The organism is Pseudomonas arsenicoxydans (assembly GCF_900103875.1).
In the GTDB taxonomy this organism is placed as follows: Bacteria; Pseudomonadota; Gammaproteobacteria; order Pseudomonadales; family Pseudomonadaceae; genus Aquipseudomonas; species Aquipseudomonas arsenicoxydans.
In genome coordinates, this window is the sequence record NZ_LT629705.1 from 5,704,949 (window position 1) to 5,726,754 (window position 21,806).

Here is a 21,806-nt window from a genome sequence, read left to right on the forward strand (position 1 = left end):
ATCCAAACTATAATATAGTTTCATTTTTTCCCTTATAACTAGCAGAACACGCCCTTTTTAACACTCATTCTGACGGGGCTTCATTAAGCTCGTGTGCTCTTTATTTCTTTCAGAATGGCCAGGAGGTACTTACCATATCCATTTTTTGCTAATGGCGTCGCGAGCGCCTCCAACTGCTCATCATTAATCCATCCCTGGCGGAATGAAATTTCTTCAGGGCATGCGACTTTCAAGCCTTGGCGGCTTTCCATCGTCGCAATAAATTGGCCTGCATCAAGTAGCGATTCGTGCGTTCCGGTATCTAGCCAAGCATACCCCCTGCCCATGATTTCAACATCTAACTGGCCTTTTTCCAGATAGAGTCTATTCAAGTCAGTGATTTCGAGCTCACCCCGGGCGGACGGTTTTAACGACTTGGCAAGTTCTACAACTTGCGAATCATAGAAATACAAACCGGTTACCGCATAGCTCGACTTAGGCACCGATGGCTTTTCTTCGAGGCTGATCACCTTTCCCTTATTGTCAAATTCGACTACACCATACCGCTCCGGGTCGTTGACATGATAAGCAAATACACTTGCCCCCTCAGTGCGGCACATCGCATTCTTGAGGAGGTTGTGGAAATCGTGACCATGGAAAATGTTATCGCCCAAGACTAACGCACAAGACCCACCCGCAAGGAATTCTTCACCAATAACAAATGCTTGGGCAAGGCCATCGGGCGAGTCCTGAACGGCGTATTCCAGATTGATACCCCAGCGTTTGCCGTCCCCCAGCAACTGCTCGAATCGAGGAGTGTCTTGAGGCGTCGAAATAATAAGAATATCTCGTATTCCTGCAAGCATCAGGACACTTAGCGGGTAGTAAATCATCGGTTTGTCGAAAACAGGCAAAAGCTGCTTGGATATCGCCAGCGTTGCAGGGTGAAGGCGAGTTCCGGAGCCACCTGCGAGGATGATGCCTTTACGATTGGTCGTAATCATTTGTTTAAAACTTCCCTAAGCATTCGGGTTACACCACTTCGCCAGTCCGGCAGGTGTAGAGAAAAGTTGTCACGTAGTTTTTGAGTATTTAAACGTGAGTTCAGAGGACGGCGGGCTGCGGCTGGATATGCGCTGGTCTCAATTGGATTGATCAACTTTACGGCAAGCCGTTCATCATGAGCCCTAGCAACATCGATCACATGACTCGCATAACCATACCAAGACACTTCACCGCTGGCGGCCAGGTGATACAACCCTGACAACTCAGGGCGCCGCAGGGCTTGCTGAAGCGCAAATGCTGTCACGTCCGCAATAAGATCGCTTCCGGTTGGTGCACCGATCTGGTCTGCAATGACGCTAATGGCTTCTCTCTCTTTTGCCAGGCGCAATATCGTTTTCGCAAAGTTATGGCCACGCGCTCCGTAAATCCAGCTAGTGCGAAAGATCAGGTGGTTACAATCTGAGGCTTGTATTACCTGTTCACCTGCCAGTTTACTTTTGCCATAGAGATTTAGCGGGCAAGCGAGATCCGCTTCTCGCCACGGAGTCTGCCCTTGGCCGCCTAAAACGTAGTCAGACGAATAGTGAATCAGCCAGGCGTCCATCATCTTGGCTTCCTCAGCCATAACTTGAACTGCCATTGCATTTACAGCACTGGCCAATTCAGGCTCAGACTCGGCGTTGTCGACGGCGTTGTATGCCGCCGCATTAACGATAACATCGGGTTTGACTCGACGAATCGTCGCACGTAGCCCTTCAAGGTTCAGCAGGTCTCCGCACAGCCCTTCTTCAGCATGCCGGTCAAGTGCGATCAACTCACCGAGTGGCGCAAGGGAGCGCTGCAACTCCCATCCGACCTGGCCGTTTTTTCCAAGCAGGAGGATCTTCATGCCTTGCTCGAACGATCGCTGTAGTTCTGGTCAATCCACTGTTGATAGCTGCCGCTCTTCACGTGAGCAACCCACTCAGTATTGCTGAGATACCACTCGACAGTCTTACGGATGCCCGTATCGAAGGTCTCTTCCGGCGACCAACCCAGCTCCCGCTGGATTTTGCTGGCGTCGATGGCGTAACGCTGGTCGTGACCTGGACGATCCTGAACGTATGTAATAAGGCTGGCATGTGGCCGGTATGCGGAATCCGGACGCAATTCGTCGAGCAGCGCACACAAGGTGTTCACGACTTCGATATTTTGCTTTTCGTTATGGCCACCGATGTTGTACGTCTCGCCGATAACGCCTTCGGTCACGACTTTGTAAAGCGCACGAGCGTGGTCTTCGACGTATAGCCAGTCACGGACCTGATTCCCCTTGCCGTAGACCGGCAGCGGCTTGCCTTCCAGTGCATTGAGAATGATCAGCGGGATCAACTTCTCAGGGAAGTGGCATGGGCCATAGTTGTTCGAGCAGTTGGTGACCAGGGTCGGCAAGCCATAAGTACGGCTCCAGGCTCGAACCAAGTGATCGGAACTGGCCTTGCTCGCGGAGTAAGGCGAACTTGGCTGATATGGCGTTGTTTCGGTAAAGAGGTCTTCCGGACCTTCAAGGTCTCCGTAAACTTCGTCAGTCGAAATGTGGTGGAAGCGGAAGCTGGCTTTACGCGCGTCATCCAGCGCTGCCCAGTAGTGGCGCGCAGCTTCAAGCAGGGTGTAAGTGCCAATAATGTTGGTTTGGATGAATTCAGACGGTCCGGAGATCGAGCGATCAACGTGGGACTCTGCGGCCAGGTGCATAATGGCATCCGGTTGGTGTTCACGCAGGACACGGTCGATTTGATCACGATCGCAGATATCGACACGCTCGAATGCGTAGCGCGGGTTTTCGCTGACTTCGGCCAACGACTCAAGATTGCCAGCATAAGTCAGCTTATCGACGTTAACGACAGCGTCAGAGGTGTTCGAAATAATATGACGGATAACTGCCGAGCCGATAAACCCGGCGCCGCCGGTAACTAGAATTTTCACGCGAGCCTATACCCTTGAGTTGCTGACAGGGCCGCCAACCGAGCACTGTCGAATCCATGAATGCAAAAGCCATCAAGTTCGCTGAGGCTTCTGACAGAGTCAGTCTGAACCGACGTGGGAATATGCCACTATCGGACAACCGCAGCATTTTACAGCTAAATGAAGGTTTTACTAATGGATATAGACAAGCTGTGACGCAAATTCGACGTGTCTCATGCGATATCGCAGTCAGACCAAACGCTTGCGCGACGCCCTGGACGTACGTCCTAGGAACCAACCAAGAATTGGTCCGATCACCATGCCGATCAGCAACGAAAGAACCATGACCAGCGATACCGGCAACCGCGGCCCTTCCCACCCTAGAAACAGCAAGGATACCGATTGCTGATTCTCAAGAACAAATGCAAGAGTCGCTACAACCAGCAACAAAACCAATATGGCAAGCAGTACGCGCTTTACATTACGCATGAGCGGCTCCTTGAATTACGACAGCCGTCAAAGCCCCTCCTCCTCATCCTCGTTCACACGATCGCGCAGCTCTTTACCAGGCTTGAAATGCGGAACGAATTTGCCATCCAGACTAACCGACTGACCGGTTTTCGGATTACGGCCTACGCGCGGCGCGCGGTAGTGCAGGGAGAAGCTGCCAAACCCACGGATTTCGATACGATCACCCGTGGCCAGACATTGGGACATTTGCTCGAGCATGGTCTTGATGGCCAGCTCCACATCTTTAGATGAGAGCAGCCCTTGATGGGTGACAATTCGTTCGATCAACTCCGACTTCGTCATATTTTTCCCTTCTTTTTCAAGCAGCTAGATCAGCGCTTCAAAGGTTTTAGCACGCCCGGATGAATTTGAACAGCCCGGGTTTCGACATATATTTGCCAGCGCTGGAGCACCCGACACCAAGGCTTCAAAACACCAACCACACCGCTCATCTACAAATAACCAGCATGGTGCGCGTCAGATAGCCGGCAGGATTGAAGCCAAAGGGGAATTCATCTTCATCCTTGACATCATCAGACCGCGCGACAACCTTATACCCTGACGCCTTACACTCCTTGTTCGCGCGCTTGATACATTTCTCCCACCCTGATCCCAACCCCGAACAATCAATCTCGATGCCACTGACCCCGCGCACAACGTGAGTCTTGGCATTTGCGGCACAGCCCGCCAATGTCAGTAACGCGATTGCGACAATGAGCTTGTTCATTCACTTCCTTACGCCGGACGGCCCGCCCGACTGTCGTTCTCTACAGACTAAAGGTTAGCTGTTAATAAACGATTGATCCGATTAAAGAATCGGACAACTTGTTGACCTTATTGGTTTCACACCTTCCCCACATGGGTTAGCCATGCCAGGCAAATCCGTCAAATTCCGGGCACAAAAAAGGGCGACCGAAGTCGCCCTTTTTCAATGGTCCGACAGAACTTAGTTCTGTTTAGCCATTGCCTGGCGCAGCAGTGCCGCCATGGTGGTGTCAGCTGGAACTTCACTATCCGAACCAGTTTTCAGGCTCTGGATTGCTTCTTTCTCTTCAGCATCGTCTTTCGATTTGATCGACAGCTGAATTACGCGGCTCTTACGATCAACGCTGATGATCTTGGCTTCTACTTCCTGGCCTTCTTTCAGAACGTTGCGCGCGTCTTCAACGCGGTCACGGCTGATTTCGGAGGCTTTCAGAGTCGCTTCGATATCGTCGGCCAGAGTGATGATGGCGCCTTTAGCGTCAACTTCTTTCACGATGCCTTTAACGATGGCGCCTTTATCGTTCTCTTGAACGTATTCGGAGAACGGATCGCTTTCCAGCTGCTTGATACCCAGGGAGATGCGCTCGCGCTCTGGGTCAACCGACAGGATAACGGTGTCCAGCTCGTCGCCCTTCTTGAAGCGGCGAACGGCTTCTTCGCCCACTTCGTTCCAGGAGATGTCGGACAGGTGAACCAGACCGTCGATGCCGCCATCCAGACCAATGAAGATACCGAAATCGGTGATCGACTTGATGGTGCCGGAGATTTTATCGCCCTTGTTGAACTGGCCAGAGAAATCTTCCCATGGGTTAGATTTGCACTGCTTGATGCCCAAGGAGATACGACGACGCTCTTCGTCGATGTCCAGAACCATAACTTCCACTTCGTCGCCGACTTGTACGACTTTCGAAGGGTGGATGTTCTTGTTGGTCCAGTCCATTTCGGAAACGTGTACCAGGCCTTCAACGCCTTCTTCCAGCTCAGCGAAGCAGCCGTAGTCGGTCAGGTTGGTTACGCGAGCGGTAACACGAGTGCCTTCTGGGTAACGGGCTTTGATAGCAACCCATGGATCTTCGCCCAGTTGCTTGAGGCCCAGGGAAACACGATTGCGTTCGCGATCGTACTTCAGAACCTTTACATCGATCTCGTCGCCAACGTTGACGATTTCGGAAGGATGCTTGATACGCTTCCAAGCCATGTCGGTAATGTGCAGCAGGCCATCGACGCCACCCAGATCGACGAATGCGCCGTAATCGGTGAGGTTCTTGACGATACCTTTGACTTGTTGGCCTTCCTGCAGGGATTCCAGCAGAGCTTCACGCTCAGCGGAGTTCTCGGCTTCGAGGACGCTACGACGGGAAACGACAACGTTGTTGCGTTTCTGGTCGAGTTTGATGACCTTGAATTCCAGCTCTTTGCCTTCCAGGTGCGTGGTGTCGCGCACAGGACGGACGTCAACCAGAGAACCTGGCAGGAACGCACGGATGCCGTTAACGTCGACAGTGAAGCCGCCTTTAACCTTACCGTTGATAACGCCCTTGACCACTTCTTCGGCTGCGAAGGCTGCTTCCAGAACAATCCAGCATTCAGCGCGCTTGGCTTTTTCACGGGACAGCTTGGTTTCACCAAAGCCGTCTTCAACCGAGTCCAGAGCAACGTGAACTTCGTCACCGACGTTGATAGTCAGTTCGCCAGCATCGTTGTAGAACTGCTCAAGCGGGATGAGTGCTTCAGACTTCAGGCCAGCGTGAACGGTTACCCAGCGAGCTTGGTAATCGATATCAACGATAACACCGGTGATGATGGAGCCTGCCTGAAGGTTCAGGGTTTTTAGGCTTTCTTCAAAGAGTTCCGCAAAGCTTTCGCTCATTTTAATTCCTGTTGAATAAGGGCGAAGGATACGCCCATCTCCACATCCCAGACGACGTGGGTTATGTTCATTTAAAGAAGCCTTGCAAGACTATGACTGGTCCCCTGCAAAGCTTCTTGGTCACCCGGCGATATCGCGAATGGCGATCTCACTCATGATGCGTTCCAGCACCTGCTCGATGGATAATTCCGTGGAATCCAGCTGTATGGCGTCAGCCGCCGGCTTGAGCGGGGCTACCGCTCGCTGGGTGTCACGCTCATCGCGAACACGTATCTCATCTAGCAGACTCGACAGACTAACACCATCGACTTTGCCCTTCAACTGCAAGTATCGACGGCGCGCACGCTCCTCGGCACTGGCAGTGAGGAATATCTTCAGTGGCGCATCCGGGAAAACCACCGTGCCCATGTCGCGACCATCGGCGACCAATCCCGGAGGTTCCTGAAACGCCCGTTGACGCTGAAGCAAAGCGTCGCGAACGGCCGGCAACGCGGCGACCTGGGAAGCCCAGGCCCCCACCTGCTCATTGCGCAAATCGTCAGTGACATCGTCACCTTCAAGAATGATCCGCTGCGGATGCCCTTCAGTCGCTCCGACGAACTGCACGTCCAGATGAGCGGCCAGCAGTTTCAGCGACTCTTCATTGGTCAGATCAACACCGTGGTTGCGTGCCGCGAATGCCAGCAAACGGTACAACGCACCGGAATCCAGCAGGCACCAGCCCAGACGCTTGGCCAGAATCCCGGCAATCGTGCCCTTGCCCGAACCGCTGGGTCCGTCGATGGTGATGACCGGTGGCTTGATGATCACGACTGTGCCTCTTGTGCTACACGAATACCGACCTGCGTGCACAGCGCGAGGAAGTTCGGGAACGACGTCGCAACGTTGGCGCAATCATGAATACGGATCGGCGCAGTGGCGCGCAGCGATGCCACACTGAAAGCCATGGCAATCCGGTGGTCGCCGTGACCGTGAACTTCGCCGCCGCCGATCTGGCCGCCGTCGATGATGATGCCGTCCGGGGTCGGTTCGCATTTCACGCCCAAGGCCAGCAAGCCATCGGCCATGACCTGAATACGATCCGATTCCTTGACGCGCAATTCTTCGGCACCACGCAGAACGGTGCGCCCTTCAGCACAGGCCGCCGCCACGAACAGCACCGGGAATTCGTCGATGGCCAGTGGCACCAGCGCTTCCGGAATCTCTATACCTTTGAGTTTAGCTGCCCGTACGCGCAAATCCGCCACGGGTTCACCGCCGACTTCACGCTGGTTTTCCAGGGTGATGTCAGCGCCCATCAGGCGCAGAATATCGATCACGCCAGTACGGGTCGGGTTGATGCCGACGTGCTCAAGCACCAGCTCCGAACCTTCAGCGATCGACGCCGCCACCAGGAAGAACGCCGACGACGAGATATCACCTGGCACTTCAATATGGGTCGCGGTCAGCTTGTGGCCGGACTCAACCGACGCAGTCGCGCCGTTGACGGTGACCGGATAGCCGAAACCACGCAGCATGCGCTCGGTGTGGTCGCGCGTCGGAGCCGGCTCAGTGACGGTGGTCTTGCCTTCGGCGTACAGACCCGCCAACAGCAGGCAGGATTTAACCTGCGCGCTGGCCATCGGCATGGTGTAAGCCAGGCCTTTGAGCTTATTGCCACCACGGATGGTCATCGGTGGACGACCATCAGCGGCGGTCTCGATCACAGCGCCCATTTCACGCAGCGGATTGGCCACGCGATTCATCGGACGCTTGGACAGCGAGGCATCACCGGTCAGGGTGCTGTCGAAGCTCTGCGCAGCCAGCAGGCCGGACAGCAGACGCATCGAAGTGCCGGAGTTGCCCAGATAGATCGGGCCAGGCGCAGGCTTCAGGCCGTGCAGGCCGACGCCGTGAATCGTCACGCGACCGTGGTGCGGACCTTCGATCACGACGCCCATGTCACGGAAAGCCTGCAGGGTCGCCAGGGCGTCTTCGCCCTCGAGGAAGCCTTCGACTTCGGTGACGCCTTCGGCCAGGGAGCCCAGCATGATCGAACGGTGGGAAATCGATTTATCGCCCGGTACACGAATCCGCCCAGTCAGGCGGCCACCAGGTTGTGCCAGGAAAATCAGGTCGTTGGAGTTCATAGCGTCCACATAAGCCCGGCGGGCCAGGATTTTACTGAAATGTTCGCGGGCAACCCGGGCGCGAGTGAATACGCCCAACAATTGGTGCCCATCCCCTGCATCGACCGCGTCGCGCAAGGCGTCGAGGTCGCTGCGAAATGTATCGAGTGTGCGCAGGACAGCTTCGCGGTTGGCGAGGAAGATGTCGTGCCACATGACCGGGTCGCTTCCCGCGATTCTTGTGAAATCACGGAAACCGCCGGCAGCGTAACGGAAGATCTCAAGATTTTCATTGCGTTTGGCCAGTGAATCGACCAAACCGAACGCCAGCAAGTGCGGCAAATGGCTGGTTGCCGCCAACACTTCGTCATGACGCTCGACCTGCATGTGCTCGACGTCGGCGCCCAATTCGCGCCACAAACGGTCGACCACGGCCAGCGCGCCCGGATCGGTTTGATCCAGCGGCGTCAGAATCACTTTATGGCGACGAAACAGATCCGAGTTGGAAGCTTCCACCCCGCTCTGCTCGGAACCGGCAATCGGATGCCCAGGCACGAAACGCGCGGGCATGCCGCCAAACGCCTCGGTGGCCGCCCGAACGACGTTGCCTTTGGCGCTGCCGACGTCGGTCAGAATCGCTTGCCCAAGGTCCATGCCAGCCAGTCGGCCAAGCATTTTCTCCATCGCCAAGATCGGCACGGCTAGCTGAATCACGTCAGCGCCCTGGCACGCAACGGCCAGGTCGTCTTCGCAGCGATCCACCACGCCCAACTCAACCGCCAGCTTGCGTGACTGCGGGTCGAGATCGACCCCGACCACTTCACGGCACAGGCCACTTTCACGCAGGCCCTTGGCAAACGAACCGCCAATCAACCCCAGACCGACCACCACCAGGCGACCGATCATAGGTTCAGCAGATTGCAGAGCAGTGACATCACCCACGAGCCAGAACCTTGGTCAGCGCCTCAAGGAAGCGACTGTTTTCAGCCGGCAAACCGATGGTGATACGCAGGTGGTTCGGCAAGCCGTAATTGGCCACAGGACGCACAATCACGCCTTCGCGCAGCAGGCCCTGAAACACTGGCGCTGCAACACGACCGACATCGACGCAAATGAAGTTGCCCTTGGACGCAATCCAGCTCAGCCCCAACAGGCGAAAACCCGCTTCAAGCTGCTGCATGCCGGATTCGTTCAGACGACGGCTTTCGGCCAGGTAATCGGTGTCTTGCAAGGCAGCGCACGCAGCAGCCAGGGCCAGGCTGTTGACGTTGAACGGCTGACGCACACGGTTCAGCACATCCGCGACCACAGCGGTGGACAAACCATAACCCACCCGCAGCGCCGCCAGGCCGTAAGCCTTGGAGAACGTGCGCGAGACCAACAGGTTCGGATAAGCCGCCAGATAATCCAGGCCGTCCGGCAAATCGCTGCCTTCGGCATATTCGATGTAGGCCTCGTCCAGCACCACCAGCACGTGTGCCGGTACATCCTGGAGGAATTCGTCCAGCGCCTCGGCATCGAACCAGGTCCCGGTTGGGTTGTTCGGGTTGGCGATAAAGACCACGCGGGTATTGGCATCGATCGCCGCCAGCATGGCCGACAGGTCATGACCCCAGTCCTTGGCCGGAATCACTTTGGCCTCCGCACCCACGGCCTGGGTCACGATCGGGTAGACCGCGAACGCGTGCTCGCTGAACACCGCGTTCAGACCCGGCGCCAGATAGGCGCGGGCAACCAGCTCGAGGATGTCGTTGGAACCATTGCCCAGCGTCACCTGATTGAGCTCGACACGGCACTGCTCAGCCAGCAAGGTCTTGAGCGCAAAACCGTTGCCGTCCGGATAACGGGTCAGCTCGGCCAGTGCGTCACGAATCGCCGCCAAAGCCTTTGGACTGGCGCCCAGCGGGTTTTCGTTGCTGGCCAGTTTGACGATGCTGGCCGGATCGAGATCCAGCTCACGCGCCAGTTCGTCCACGGGCTTGCCCGGGACGTACGGCGAAAGTTGTTGCACGCCCGGCTGTGCCAGAGCGAGGAAGTCACCACTCATTTGCTACCCCTTAGAGAACTGCTTTCGGGTAGGAACCCAGCACTTTGAGTGCCACTGCTTCCTGACTGATCTTTTCCAGCACACCTTTGACCAGCGGGTCGCGATGGTGGCCGACGAAGTCGATGAAGAATACGTAGGTCCATTTGCCGCTGCGCGACGGGCGGGTTTCGATCCGCGTCAGGTCGATACCATTGTCGTGGAACGGCACCAGCAACTCGTGAAGCGCGCCGGGCTTGTTGCTCATGGAGACGATGATCGACGTCTTGTCATCGCCCGTCGGCGGCACTTCCTGGCTGCCGATCATCAGGAATCGCGTGGAGTTGTCCGGGCGATCCTCGATTTTCTCGGCCAGACGGGTCAGCCCGTACAAGCCTGCGGCCATGTCGCCGGCAATCGCCGCCGAGTTCCACTCACCCTTGACCCGCTTGGCCGCTTCGGCATTGCTCGACACCGCCACGCGCTCGACATTCGGGTAATGGGCGTCCAGCCACTTGCGGCACTGGGCCAGGGACTGGGCGTGGGAATAGATGCGGCTGATGCTGTCGGTCTTGGTATTTTCACCCACCAGCAAGTGATGGTGAATCCGCAACTCGACTTCGCCACAGATGACCATGTCGTGTTCGAGGAAACTGTCGAGGGTGTGGTTGACCGCGCCTTCGGTGGAGTTCTCCACCGGGACCACGCCAAAGTTCACCGCACCGGCCGCCACTTCACGGAACACTTCGTCGATCGCGGCCATCGGCTTGCTGATCACGGCGTGGCCAAAATGCTTCATGGCCGCCGCCTGGGTGAAGGTGCCTTCAGGGCCGAGGTAAGCCACTTTCAGCGGCTGCTCGAGCGCCAGGCACGAGGACATGATTTCGCGAAACAACCGCGCCATCTCTTCATTACCCAGCGGGCCCTGATTGCGTTCCATCACGCGCTTGAGCACCTGGGCTTCACGCTCAGGACGATAGAACACCGGCACTTCGCCTTCGGCCAGCGAGGCCATCTTTACTCGCGCAACTTCCTGGGCGCAGCGTGCGCGCTCACTGATCAGCTCCAGGACTTTCTCGTCCAGGGCATCAATGCGCAGGCGCAGTGCCTTGAGTTCTTGCTCAGACATTAGCCGTGTTCCTTCTCGAACTCTGCCATGTACGAAATCAGTGCGTTGACCGCAACGATGTCGACGGCGTTATAGATGGAGGCGCGCATGCCGCCCACGGAGCGGTGACCCTTGAGGTTCAACAAGCCACGCTCGTCGGCACCAGCCAGGAATGGCTTGTCAAGACGGTCGTCAGCCAGACGGAACGGCACGTTCATCCACGAGCGATCCGACTTGTTGATCGGGTTGCTGTACAAGCCGCTGGCGTCGATGAAGTCGTACAGCGTGCGCTGTTTCACTTCATTGAGCTTGCCGATTGCTTCAACACCGCCCTGCTCTTTCAGCCACTCGAATACCAGGCCAGACAAGTACCAAGCCAGAGTCGGCGGGGTGTTGTACATCGAGCCGTTGTCGGCCGCGACCTTGTAGTTGAGCATGGTCGGGCAAATGGAACGGGCATGCCCCAGCAGGTCTTCGCGAACGATGTTGACGACGATGCCGCTCGGGCCGATGTTTTTCTGGGCACCGGCGTAGATCATGCCGAAGCGCGAAACATCGACTGGACGCGAAAGAATGTCCGAGGACATGTCGGCGACCAGAGGAACATCACCGGTTTCCGGGACCCAGCTGAATTCCAGACCGCCGATGGTTTCGTTCGGCGCGTAGTGAACGTAGGCCGCATCCTTCGACAGGCTCCATTCATTCTGGCCCGGGATAGCAAAATAGTCGTAAGGCTTGGCGGTAGCGGCAACGTTGACGCGGCCGTAGCGCGAAGCTTCTTCGATGGCTTTCTGTGACCAGATGCCGGTGTCGATATAGTCGGCAGTGCCGTTTTCCGGCAACAGGTTCAGCGGAATCTGGGCAAATTGCTGGCTGGCGCCACCTTGCAGAAACAGCACTTTATAGTTCGAAGGGATATTCAGCAGATCACGCAGATCCTGCTCGGCCTTGGTGGCGATGGACACGAACTCATCACTGCGATGGCTCATTTCCATGACCGAGAGGCCCTTGCCGTGCCAATCAAGGAGTTCACCCTGGGCGCGCTGCAGGACAGCTTCGGGAAGTGCCGCAGGACCGGCACAGAAGTTATAGGCTCTCTTGCTCACATCCAATCTCGCTCTGATTTGGTGGTAATCACGCAATAAATCTGAAAACTCTGAAACTCTGTAGGAGCTGTCGAGTGAAACGAGGCTGCGATCCTTTCCGTGCACCTGCGAAGCTGGATCAAAAGATCGCAGCCTCGTTTCACTCGACAGCTCCTACATTCAAACAGGAGAAACAAGAAGGGGGCGAATTTTCATCCGCCCCCTGTTTGCCCGCTTATTCCTGCGGTTCTTCGTCGGCTGCGGCGTCGAGCTGCTGATCTTCGACGATGTCGTCGATCACGACCTCACCGTCGAACACTGCACCCTCTTCGCCCTCTTCGCCTTCCAGTTCTTCGCCTTCGACTTCCGACGGCTCCTGAACCCGCTCCAGACCTACCAGCGTTTCATCGCTGGCCAGCTTGATCAGGGTCACGCCCTGGGTATTACGACCCAGGCTGGAAACTTCGTCGACACGAGTACGAACCAGGGTGCCCTGGTCGGAAATCAGCATGATCTCCTCGCCGTCGAGCACCTGGACCGCGCCAACCAGACGGCCGTTGCGGTCGTTGCTGACCATGGCGATAACGCCCTGACCGCCACGTTTGTATTCAGGGAACTCGGTGATCGCCGTACGCTTGCCGTAACCACGGGCCGAAGCGGTGAGGATCTGGCTGCCTTCTTCCGGGATCAGCATGGAAATCAGCTTCTGGCCTTCCGGCAGACGCATGCCACGCACACCACGAGCGGTACGGCCCATGGCGCGAACGTCGGTTTCCTTGAAGCGAGTGACCTTGCCGCCGTCGGAGAACAGCATGACTTCGCGGCTGCCATCGGTGATGGAAGCAGAAATCAGCACATCGCCTTCATCCAGTTCCAGCGCGATCAGGCCGACGCTGCGTTGACGACTGAAGGATTCCAGCGGGGTCTTCTTCACGGTGCCTTTGGCGGTAGCCATGAAGATGAAGTGACCTTCGGTGTATTCGTCGACCGGCAGCATGGTGGTGATGTATTCATCACTGTCCAGCGGCAGCAGGTTGACCAGCGGACGACCACGGGCAGCGCGGGAGGCTTCCGGGATTTCGTAGGTTTTCAGCCAGTACACTTTGCCCTTGCTGGAGAACAGCAGCAGCGTGGTATGGCTGTTGGCAACCAGCAGGTGAGCGATGTAGTCCTCATCCTTGACGCCAGTCGCCGATTTGCCTTTACCGCCACGACGCTGAGCCTGGTACGCAGCCAATGGCTGGGTCTTGGCGTAGCCACCGTGGGAAATGGTCACGACGCGCTCTTCTTCCGGGATCATGTCACCCAGGGTCAGGTCGAGACGGGCATCGAGAATCTCGGTGCGACGCACGTCGCCGTATTCGGCGCGGATCACTTCCAGCTCTTCGCGGATCACTTCCATCAGGCGCGTGGCGCTGCTGAGGATGCGGATCAGCTCGCCGATCTGGTTGAGGATCTCTTGATACTCGGCCAGCAGCTTTTCGTGTTCCAGACCGGTCAGACGGTGCAAACGCAGTTCCAGAATGGCTTGCGCCTGTTCCGGCGACAGGAAGTACTTGCCTTCGCGCAGACCGTATTGCGGGTCCAGGGTCTCTGGACGGCACGAATCGGCACCGGCACGCTCAACCATCGCAACCACGGCGGAAGATTCCCACGCAGTCTTGATCAGCGCTTCCTTGGCTTCCGACGGCGTTGGCGAGGCTTTAATCAGGGCAATAACCGGGTCGATGTTCGACAGGGCAACCGCTTGACCTTCCAGAATGTGGCCACGTTCGCGGGCTTTACGCAGCTCGAACACGGTACGGCGGGTGACGACTTCGCGACGGTGACGCACGAAGGCTTCCAGCAGGTCCTTGAGGTTCAGGATCCGCGGACGGCCGTCGATCAGCGCAACGATGTTGATACCGAATACGGCTTGCAGCTGGGTCTGGGCGTAGAGGTTGTTGAGGATCACCTCAGGCACTTCGCCACGACGCAGTTCGATCACGACGCGCATACCGTCCTTGTCAGACTCGTCGCGCAGTTCGGTAATGCCTTCAAGCTTCTTCTCTTTTACCAGCTCGGCGATCTTCTCGATCAGACGGGCCTTGTTCAGCTGGTAAGGGAGTTCGGTGATGACGATCTGTTGACGGCCACCGACCTTGTCGATGTCCTCGATGATCGAGCGGGCACGCATGTAAATGCGCCCGCGACCGGTGCGGTAGGCTTCGATGATGCCGGCACGACCGTTGATGATCGCGGCGGTCGGGAAGTCCGGACCGGGGATGTATTGCATCAGCTCATCGATGGTCAACTCGGGGTTGTCGATGAGGGCCAGGCAACCGTCGATGACTTCACCGAGGTTGTGCGGCGGGATGTTGGTCGCCATGCCCACGGCGATACCGCTGGAGCCGTTGACCAGCAGGTTGGGAATACGGGTCGGCATGACCGCCGGGATCATCTCGGTGCCGTCGTAGTTCGGCACCCAGTCCACGGTTTCTTTATGCAGGTCAGCCAGCAGCTCGTGCGCCAGCTTGGTCATGCGCACTTCGGTGTATCGCATGGCTGCAGCGTTGTCGCCGTCCACGGAACCGAAGTTGCCCTGACCGTCTACCAGCAGGTAGCGCAGCGAGAATGGCTGCGCCATACGGACGATGGTGTCGTACACCGCGGTATCACCGTGCGGGTGGTACTTACCGATTACGTCACCGACAACACGGGCAGATTTCTTGTACGGCTTGTTGAAGTCGTTGCCCAGCTCGCTCATCGCGAACAGCACGCGCCGGTGCACGGGCTTCAAGCCATCGCGCGCATCCGGCAGGGCCCGCCCGACAATTACGCTCATCGCGTAGTCGAGGTAGGACTGCTTCAGCTCGTCTTCGATATTGACCGGGAGGATTTCTTTGGCCAGTTCGCCCATGAGAAGCTCGATTCCTTTTTCTGGTGAAACTTCGTCACATCCATATGGGACGAACGAAGCTCGCCGCTGCAGGCTGAGTGCCATGCACCGACTTACGACAAATCAACAAGTTGAACCATGGATTTGCGCAGTAAAGACAACCCCGTGGGACTGCCTCGGAAAACGCCGGATGTTATCACAAGAGCCGCCACGCACCTATCCCCCAGATGCGCATGGAGCATAGTTAGTTGACCGGTGACAGGCTGAAAGGGGACGAGAGAGGCTTAGAGCCGCTCCAAATGCAAAATTGGCAGCTGAATTAGGATGTTTATTGACTTTTAGGACCTCATCGCCAGCAGGCTGGCTCCCACAGGATCGGTGTCGACCACAAAACCCGTGGGAGCCAGCCTGCTGGCGATGTCGATTTACAAGGCGCCGGACGCTCTCAATGCAGACGCTTGCGGCACATCAACTGGGCCATTTTCGCCGTATCCGGGCGCTCGACGATGCCTTTTTCAGTGACGATCGCATCGATCAGGTCCGCAGGCGTCACGTCGAATACCGGGTTGAAGGCATCGACATCCGCCCCGACTCGCTTGCCGCCGACTTCCAGCAACTCACGGCCATCGCGCTCTTCAATAGGAATTTCATCGCCGCTGGCCAGGTTCATGTCGATGGTCGAACTCGGCGCCACCACCATGAAGCGCACACCGTGGTGCATTGCGCTCACCGCCAGTTGATAAGTGCCGATCTTGTTCGCCACGTCGCCATTGGCGGTGATCCGGTCGGCACCGACGATCACCCAGGTCACACCTTTGGTTTTCATGATGTGCGCGGCGGCGGAGTCGGCATTCACCGTGACCGGAATGCCTTCATTGGCCAACTCCCAGGCAGTCAATCGCGAACCTTGCAGCCAAGGGCGGGTTTCGTCGGCATAAACACGCTCGACCATGCCCTCGATATAGGCGCCGCGAATCACCCCCAGCGCCGTGCCGAAACCGCCCGTGGCCAGCGCGCCGGTGTTGCAGTGGGTCAGGATCGCCTGTGCATTGCCCTGGTGTTTGCGGATCAAGTCCACTCCCAACTGCGCCATGGTCAGGTTTGCTTCGCGATCGCTTTCATGAATGGCGATGGCCTCTGCCTCAAGCACCGCCAGCGGATCGGCATGGTGCTTCAGACGCTCAAGCCGTTCACGCATGCGGCCCAAGGCCCAGAACAGGTTGACCGCCGTCGGACGGGAGTCGGCAAGCAGAGCGAAATCTTCTTCCAGCGCCGCCTGCCAGTCGCCCCCCTCGGCAAACCGGCTACGTGCTGCCAGCACCACGCCATAGGCCGCACTGATGCCGATGGCCGGCGCGCCACGCACCACCATCGAGCGGATCGCCTCGGCGACACCTGCTGCACTGGTGTAGGCGATCCACGTTTCTTCGAACGGCAAAACACGCTGATCCAACAGGTACAGGGCGCCATCACGCCAATCGATGGCCTTTACCTTCTCCGCAGCCAACAGTCGATCGCGCATCCCACACCCCGCACTCATGAACAAAAGCCGCCGATTATAGCGATCCCCCCGCGAAGACGCTCGGGTATACTTCGCCATCCTTTACAAAAGCACTGGAACCGACCCTCGATGCCGAACACTGCCGCTGCGCTCGACCTGTTATTGCTGCCGACCTGGCTGGTACCCGTCGAACCCGCCGGCGTTGTCCTCAAAGAGCATGGCCTGGGCATCCGCGACGGGCGCATTGTGTTTATCGGCCCACGGTCGGCTGCGCTGAAGCTTAACGCAACCGAAGTACGTGAGCTGCCGGACGTGCTGCTCAGTCCCGGCCTGATCAATGCCCACGGGCATGCGGCGATGACGCTGTTCCGCGGCTTGGCCGACGATCTGCCGTTGATGACCTGGCTGGAAAACCACATTTGGCCCGCTGAAGCCAAATGGGTCGACGAAGCCTTTGTACGCGACGGCACTGATCTTGCGATCGCCGAGCAGATAAAAGGTGGCATCACTTGCTTCTCTGACATGTATTTCTTCCCGAAGGTTGCCAGCGAGCGCGTCCATAACAGCGGAATTCGTGCACAGATCGCAATTCCGATCCTCGACTTCCCGATCCCGGGCGCCAGCACAGCCGACGAAGCCATTCGTCAGGGCGTCGAACTGTTCGGCGATCTCAAGCACCATGAGCGCATCAAAGTGACCTTCGGCCCCCACGCCCCGTATACCGTGGGCGATGAAAACCTGGAGAAAATCCGGGTGATTGCCGAAGAGCTGGACGCCTCCATTCATATGCACGTCCACGAAACCGCCTTCGAGGTTCAACAGTCGGTCGAACAGCGAGGTGAACGCCCATTGGCTCGCCTCGGTCGCCTGGGTCTGCTCGGCCCGCGCTTCCAGGCAGTACACATGACCCAGATCAGCGAGGAAGACCTGGCATTGCTGGTAGAAAGCAACACCAATGTGATTCATTGCCCGGAATCCAATCTCAAGCTCGCCAGCGGCTTCTGCCCGGTCGAGCGCCTGTGGCAAGCAGGCGTCAATGTTGCGGTCGGCACCGATGGCGCAGCCAGCAACAACGACCTCGACCTGCTTGGCGAGACCCGCACTGCCGCGTTGTTGGCCAAAGCGGTCGCCGGCTCGGCCACCGCGCTGGACGCCCACCGCGCATTGCGCATGGCCACCCTCAACGGTGCCCGCGCGTTGGGAATCGAGACTGAGGTCGGCTCGCTGGAAATCGGCAAAGCAGCGGACATCGTCGCATTCGATCTGTCGGGCCTGGCGCAGCAACCTGTCTACGATCCGGTTTCACAATTGATTTATGCCACCGGCCGGGACTGCGTGAAGCACCTGTGGGTCGCCGGCAAGCAACTGCTCGACGACCGCCGCCTGACCCGCCTGGACGAAGAACAACTTTGCGCCACGACCAAGGCCTGGGGCCAGCGCATCAGCGGCCGCACCGAATAGCAATGACTCCGGACTCACCCCCGGGGCAACAGGATTTTTCAAGTTTTAGAGGACTGAACCATGAGCAACGTCGACTACGCCGAAATCGCCAAATTCGAAGCCCTGGCGCATCGCTGGTGGGACCGCGAAAGCGAGTTCAAACCGCTGCACGACATCAACCCGCTGCGGGTCAACTGGATTGACGAACGGGTCAATCTGGCCGGCAAGAAAGTCCTCGATGTCGGTTGCGGCGGCGGCATCCTCAGTGAAGCCATGGCCCAGCGTGGCGCCACGGTTATGGGCATCGACATGGGCGAGGCGCCACTGGCCGTCGCACAACTGCATCAACTGGAATCGGGCGTGAGCGTCGAATACCGGCAGATCACCGCCGAAGCACTGGCAGAAGAAATGCCCGAGCAGTTTGACGTGGTCACTTGCCTGGAAATGCTTGAACACGTGCCGGACCCGTCCTCGGTAATCCGCGCCTGCTTCCGCATGGTCAAGCCCGGCGGCCAGGTGTTCTTTTCCACCATCAACCGCAATCCGAAGGCGTACCTGTTCGCCATCGTCGGCGCCGAATACATCATGAAGCTGCTGCCGCGCGGCACTCACGACTTCAAGAAATTCATCCGTCCTTCCGAACTGGGCGCCTGGAGCCGCATGGCCGGTCTGACCGTCAAGGACATCATCGGGCTGACATACAACCCGCTGACCAAGCACTACAAACTGGCGGCCGATGTTGACGTCAACTACATGATCCAGACCCTGCGCGAGGAGTAAGCCGATGCGTATCAGAGCAGTCCTTTTCGACATGGACGGCACCCTGCTCGACACCGCGCCGGACTTCATCGCCATTTGTCAGGCGATGCGCGCTGATCGCGGTTTGCCGCTGATGAACGACAAGCACATTCGCGACGAGATTTCCGGCGGCGCCAAGGCGATGGTCGCGGTGACCTTCTCCATGGACCCCGAATCGCCAGGCTTCGAAGAGCTTCGTCTGGAGTTCCTGGAGCGCTACCTCATCGGCTGCGCGGTTCACAGCAAGCTGTTCGACGGCATGGAAGCACTGCTGGCCGACATCGAGAAGGCCAACCTGATCTGGGGTGTGGTTACCAACAAGCCACTGCGGTTCGCCGAGCCGATCATGCAGCAATTGGGTCTTGCCGAACGCTCGGCCTTATTGATCTGCCCGGATCACGTAACGAACAGCAAGCCGGACCCTGAGCCGTTGATCCTGGCGTGCAAGATGCTCGACCTGGACCCGGCCAGCGTGCTGTTCGTGGGTGACGATTTGCGCGACATCGAGTCGGGTCGTGATGCCGGCACCAAAACGGCGGCCGTGACCTACGGCTACATTCACCCGGAAGACAACCCTCGGCATTGGGGCGCGGATGTGGTGGTGGATCATCCAATGGAGCTGCGCAAGGTGCTCGATAGCGCCCTGTGTGGCTGCTGACCGCCGCTTTCAGGTTCCGGGAATATGGCGAGAAGACTGACGCCATCTGTCTTTTGTTTTGTTGAGGTTTCTTATGTTCGATTACTCCGCACGTCCTGAATTGCTCAAGGACCGGATTATTCTGGTCACCGGCGCGGGCCGCGGCATCGGCGCAGCAGCGGCGAAAACCTATGCCGCCCATGGCGCCACCGTATTGCTGCTGGGCAAGACCGAAGCCAATCTGACGCAGGTCTATGACGACATCGAGGCCGCCGGGCATCCTCAGCCGGTCGTGATCCCGTTCAACCTGGAAACCGCCCTGCCCCATCAATACGATGAGCTGGCGGCGATGATCGAAACAGAATTCGGCCACCTTGACGGCTTGCTGCATAACGCCTCGATCATTGGTCCGCGCACGCCGATTGAGCAGCTGTCCGGCGAGAACTTCATGCGCGTCATGCACATCAACGTCAACGCCATGTTCATGCTCACCAGCACCCTGCTGCCCCTACTCAAGCTGTCTCAAGACGCGTCAGTGGTGTTCACCTCCAGCAGCGTGGGCCGCAAGGGTCGCGCGTACTGGGGCGCTTATGGCGTGTCCAAGTTTGCAACCGAAGGCTTGATGCAAACCCTGGCTGACGAAGTCGACACCGTCGCCCCCGTGCGCTCCAACAGCATCAACCCCGGCGCCACCCGCACCAGCATGCGTGCCCAGGCTTATCCGGGAGAAAATCCGCTGAACAACCCTACGCCGGAAGAAATCATGCCGGTGTACCTGTACCTGATGGGCCCGGACAGTACCGGCATCAATGGCCAGGCTTTCAACGCTCAATAACAGCCGCACGTCGCTTTTTTGTGTCGCGTCGACATTTCGGCGCGGCACTTAAAGCCCGCCTTAATCACACCCACTTCTGTCAATTCGCCGTCACTTATTCTGCAAATAAGTCCAGCACACCTAATAACACGTTGATTAAAAAGGCTTTTTATCCGAAGGAACTCATTGGCATGACTTTCGCTCTAAATTTGCTCAGACACGCCGTGTGAAAGCTATCGGGCGGACGCCTCAGTCGATTGGTTACTAATATTCGACAAAGCGGACTAAACTTGCGCCAAATGTCCTACGGGACTGATGGACCAGTATGACGCGCAGCCCAAAGCCGCTCTCACCCAGCCTGTAAGACAGCCTTACTGCTTAGGGGCTCACGCCATATGAAATCACCATCCCAGACCAACGCAATTGACTTCGATAACGCCAAATTGCAGCGCCTGGGCTTTGGTCAAAAGCCTCCCGTTCTGGAGCGGCCATTCAGCCTCGCACAATTGCGTCAGCAACTTGGCCAGCAACTGCAGACCAGCCTTGAGCCACAACGCATTCTCGGACTTTTCTTCCGCGAGATTCAGCGTGTCGTGCCACTGGATGCGCTGACTTACAAGCACACCGCCAGCGACTTGCGCCTGGAGCTCGGGCAGCGCGGCCACCATTCGGTCACCTATAGCCTCGTCCATGAAGATGAGAACCTGGGTGATCTGATTTTCCGCCGCAACCAGCGATTCAGCGAATACGAACAGGCCTCGCTGGAATCGTTGCTGCCCACCTTGCTGTTCCCGATCCGCAACGCCCTGCTCTATCGGGCCGCGACTCAAAGCGCATTGCGCGATCCACTGACCGGTACCGGTAATCGCATCGCGATGGATCAGACGTTGCAGCGTGAAATCGAGATGTCGCGAAGGCACTTGATGCCGTTGTCGCTACTGATGCTGGATATCGATCATTTCAAAAATGTAAATGACAACTACGGACACAGCGCAGGCGATGACGTGCTCAAGGCTGTCGCAGCTTCGATCAAGAATCAATTGCGAAACGTGGACATGGTGTTTCGCTTTGGGGGCGAAGAATTCCTGATCCTGCTTTCCAATACCAATCGGGAAGCAGCGGCCATGGTCGGCGAACGACTGCGGTTTGCAGCACAGGCCCAGGACTACAAGGCCGACGGCAACCTGGTCGAACTGACGGTCAGCCTGGGTTGTTCGACCCTGCTGCCCGGAGAGTCTGCCGAAAGTTTGTTGCGACGAGCCGACAGCGCGCTGTATGTCGCCAAGCGCGAGGGCCGTAACCGGCTGCAGATGGCGGGCTGAGAACATCAGCAACACCATAAAA

Annotated in this window: 19 protein-coding genes; 5 read left to right on the top strand and 14 right to left on the bottom strand. The window is 57.6% G+C overall.

The features are described from left to right. Positions 1–83 precede the first annotated feature (83 nt). The 14 genes from rfbA to mtnA all read right to left on the bottom strand — a co-directional run bounded on the left by rfbA (position 84) and on the right by mtnA (position 16,794). On the bottom strand, positions 84–983 hold the full coding sequence (rfbA, locus tag BLQ41_RS26675; protein WP_090186566.1) for a glucose-1-phosphate thymidylyltransferase RfbA: 900 nt from the start codon (positions 981–983) through the stop codon (positions 84–86). Further along, on the bottom strand, positions 980–1,873 hold the full coding sequence (gene rfbD, locus BLQ41_RS26680; RefSeq protein WP_090186568.1) for a dTDP-4-dehydrorhamnose reductase: 894 nt from the start codon (positions 1,871–1,873) through the stop codon (positions 980–982). Before rfbD ends, rfbA begins: the two co-directional genes overlap by 4 nt. After that, positions 1,870–2,946, bottom strand: coding sequence for a dTDP-glucose 4,6-dehydratase (gene rfbB / locus BLQ41_RS26685; protein ID WP_090186571.1), 1,077 nt, complete (start codon positions 2,944–2,946; stop codon positions 1,870–1,872). The genes rfbD and rfbB overlap by 4 nt, the downstream gene beginning before the upstream one ends. A gap of 228 nt (positions 2,947–3,174) precedes the next feature. Further along, the gene (locus tag BLQ41_RS26690) at positions 3,175–3,414 is read right to left on the bottom strand and encodes a LapA family protein (protein WP_090186575.1); all 240 of its coding nucleotides are present in this window, start codon (positions 3,412–3,414) and stop codon (positions 3,175–3,177) included. Between the two features lie 27 nt (positions 3,415–3,441). Continuing rightward, complete coding sequence (gene ihfB, locus BLQ41_RS26695) at positions 3,442–3,738, bottom strand: integration host factor subunit beta (RefSeq protein ID WP_003369729.1); 297 nt, start codon at positions 3,736–3,738, stop codon at positions 3,442–3,444. 145 nt (positions 3,739–3,883) lie between these two features. Beyond that, positions 3,884–4,162 carry a hypothetical protein gene (locus BLQ41_RS26700; RefSeq protein WP_090186578.1) on the bottom strand — a complete coding sequence of 93 codons (279 nt, stop codon included), beginning with the start codon at positions 4,160–4,162 and terminating at the stop codon, positions 3,884–3,886. 219 nt (positions 4,163–4,381) lie between these two features. Further along, on the bottom strand, positions 4,382–6,070 hold the full coding sequence (gene rpsA, locus BLQ41_RS26705; protein WP_090186580.1) for a 30S ribosomal protein S1: 1,689 nt from the start codon (positions 6,068–6,070) through the stop codon (positions 4,382–4,384). A gap of 120 nt (positions 6,071–6,190) precedes the next feature. Continuing rightward, entirely contained in the window at positions 6,191–6,880 is a 690-nt protein-coding gene (gene cmk, locus BLQ41_RS26710; protein WP_090186583.1) for a (d)CMP kinase, read from the bottom strand. After that, complete coding sequence (locus BLQ41_RS26715; protein WP_231997132.1) at positions 6,877–9,084, bottom strand: bifunctional prephenate dehydrogenase/3-phosphoshikimate 1-carboxyvinyltransferase; 2,208 nt, start codon at positions 9,082–9,084, stop codon at positions 6,877–6,879. The genes cmk and BLQ41_RS26715 overlap by 4 nt, the downstream gene beginning before the upstream one ends. Before the next feature lie 28 nt (positions 9,085–9,112). After that, positions 9,113–10,225, bottom strand: coding sequence for a histidinol-phosphate transaminase (gene hisC, locus BLQ41_RS26720; RefSeq protein WP_090186588.1), 1,113 nt, complete (start codon positions 10,223–10,225; stop codon positions 9,113–9,115). 10 nt (positions 10,226–10,235) lie between these two features. After that, positions 10,236–11,330, bottom strand: coding sequence for a prephenate dehydratase (pheA, locus tag BLQ41_RS26725; RefSeq protein ID WP_007899727.1), 1,095 nt, complete (start codon positions 11,328–11,330; stop codon positions 10,236–10,238). Further along, positions 11,330–12,415, bottom strand: coding sequence for a 3-phosphoserine/phosphohydroxythreonine transaminase (gene serC, locus BLQ41_RS26730; RefSeq protein WP_090186590.1), 1,086 nt, complete (start codon positions 12,413–12,415; stop codon positions 11,330–11,332). The genes pheA and serC overlap by 1 nt, the downstream gene beginning before the upstream one ends. A 214-nt stretch (positions 12,416–12,629) precedes the next feature. Continuing rightward, positions 12,630–15,293, bottom strand: coding sequence for a DNA gyrase subunit A (gene gyrA / locus BLQ41_RS26735; RefSeq protein WP_090186592.1), 2,664 nt, complete (start codon positions 15,291–15,293; stop codon positions 12,630–12,632). A gap of 424 nt (positions 15,294–15,717) precedes the next feature. Further along, complete coding sequence (gene mtnA / locus BLQ41_RS26740) at positions 15,718–16,794, bottom strand: S-methyl-5-thioribose-1-phosphate isomerase (protein ID WP_090186594.1); 1,077 nt, start codon at positions 16,792–16,794, stop codon at positions 15,718–15,720. Positions 16,795–16,902: 108 nt separating this feature from the next. Between mtnA and BLQ41_RS26745 the strand changes: the two genes are divergently transcribed. The 5 genes from BLQ41_RS26745 (at position 16,903) to BLQ41_RS26765 (ending at position 21,784) form a co-directional block, all read left to right on the top strand. Beyond that, entirely contained in the window at positions 16,903–18,234 is a 1,332-nt protein-coding gene (locus BLQ41_RS26745; protein WP_090186596.1) for a TRZ/ATZ family hydrolase, read from the top strand. 60 nt (positions 18,235–18,294) lie between these two features. Beyond that, on the top strand, positions 18,295–18,993 hold the full coding sequence (gene ubiG, locus BLQ41_RS26750) for a bifunctional 2-polyprenyl-6-hydroxyphenol methylase/3-demethylubiquinol 3-O-methyltransferase UbiG (protein ID WP_046042598.1): 699 nt from the start codon (positions 18,295–18,297) through the stop codon (positions 18,991–18,993). Between the two features lie 4 nt (positions 18,994–18,997). Next, positions 18,998–19,669, top strand: coding sequence for an N-acetylmuramic acid 6-phosphate phosphatase MupP (gene mupP, locus BLQ41_RS26755; RefSeq protein WP_090186599.1), 672 nt, complete (start codon positions 18,998–19,000; stop codon positions 19,667–19,669). Between the two features lie 73 nt (positions 19,670–19,742). Next, positions 19,743–20,483, top strand: a complete 741-nt coding sequence (locus BLQ41_RS26760; RefSeq protein WP_090186602.1) for a YciK family oxidoreductase — start codon at positions 19,743–19,745, stop codon at positions 20,481–20,483. Positions 20,484–20,857: 374 nt separating this feature from the next. Then, positions 20,858–21,784, top strand: a complete 927-nt coding sequence (locus BLQ41_RS26765; RefSeq protein ID WP_090186605.1) for a GGDEF domain-containing protein — start codon at positions 20,858–20,860, stop codon at positions 21,782–21,784. Positions 21,785–21,806 lie beyond the last annotated feature (22 nt).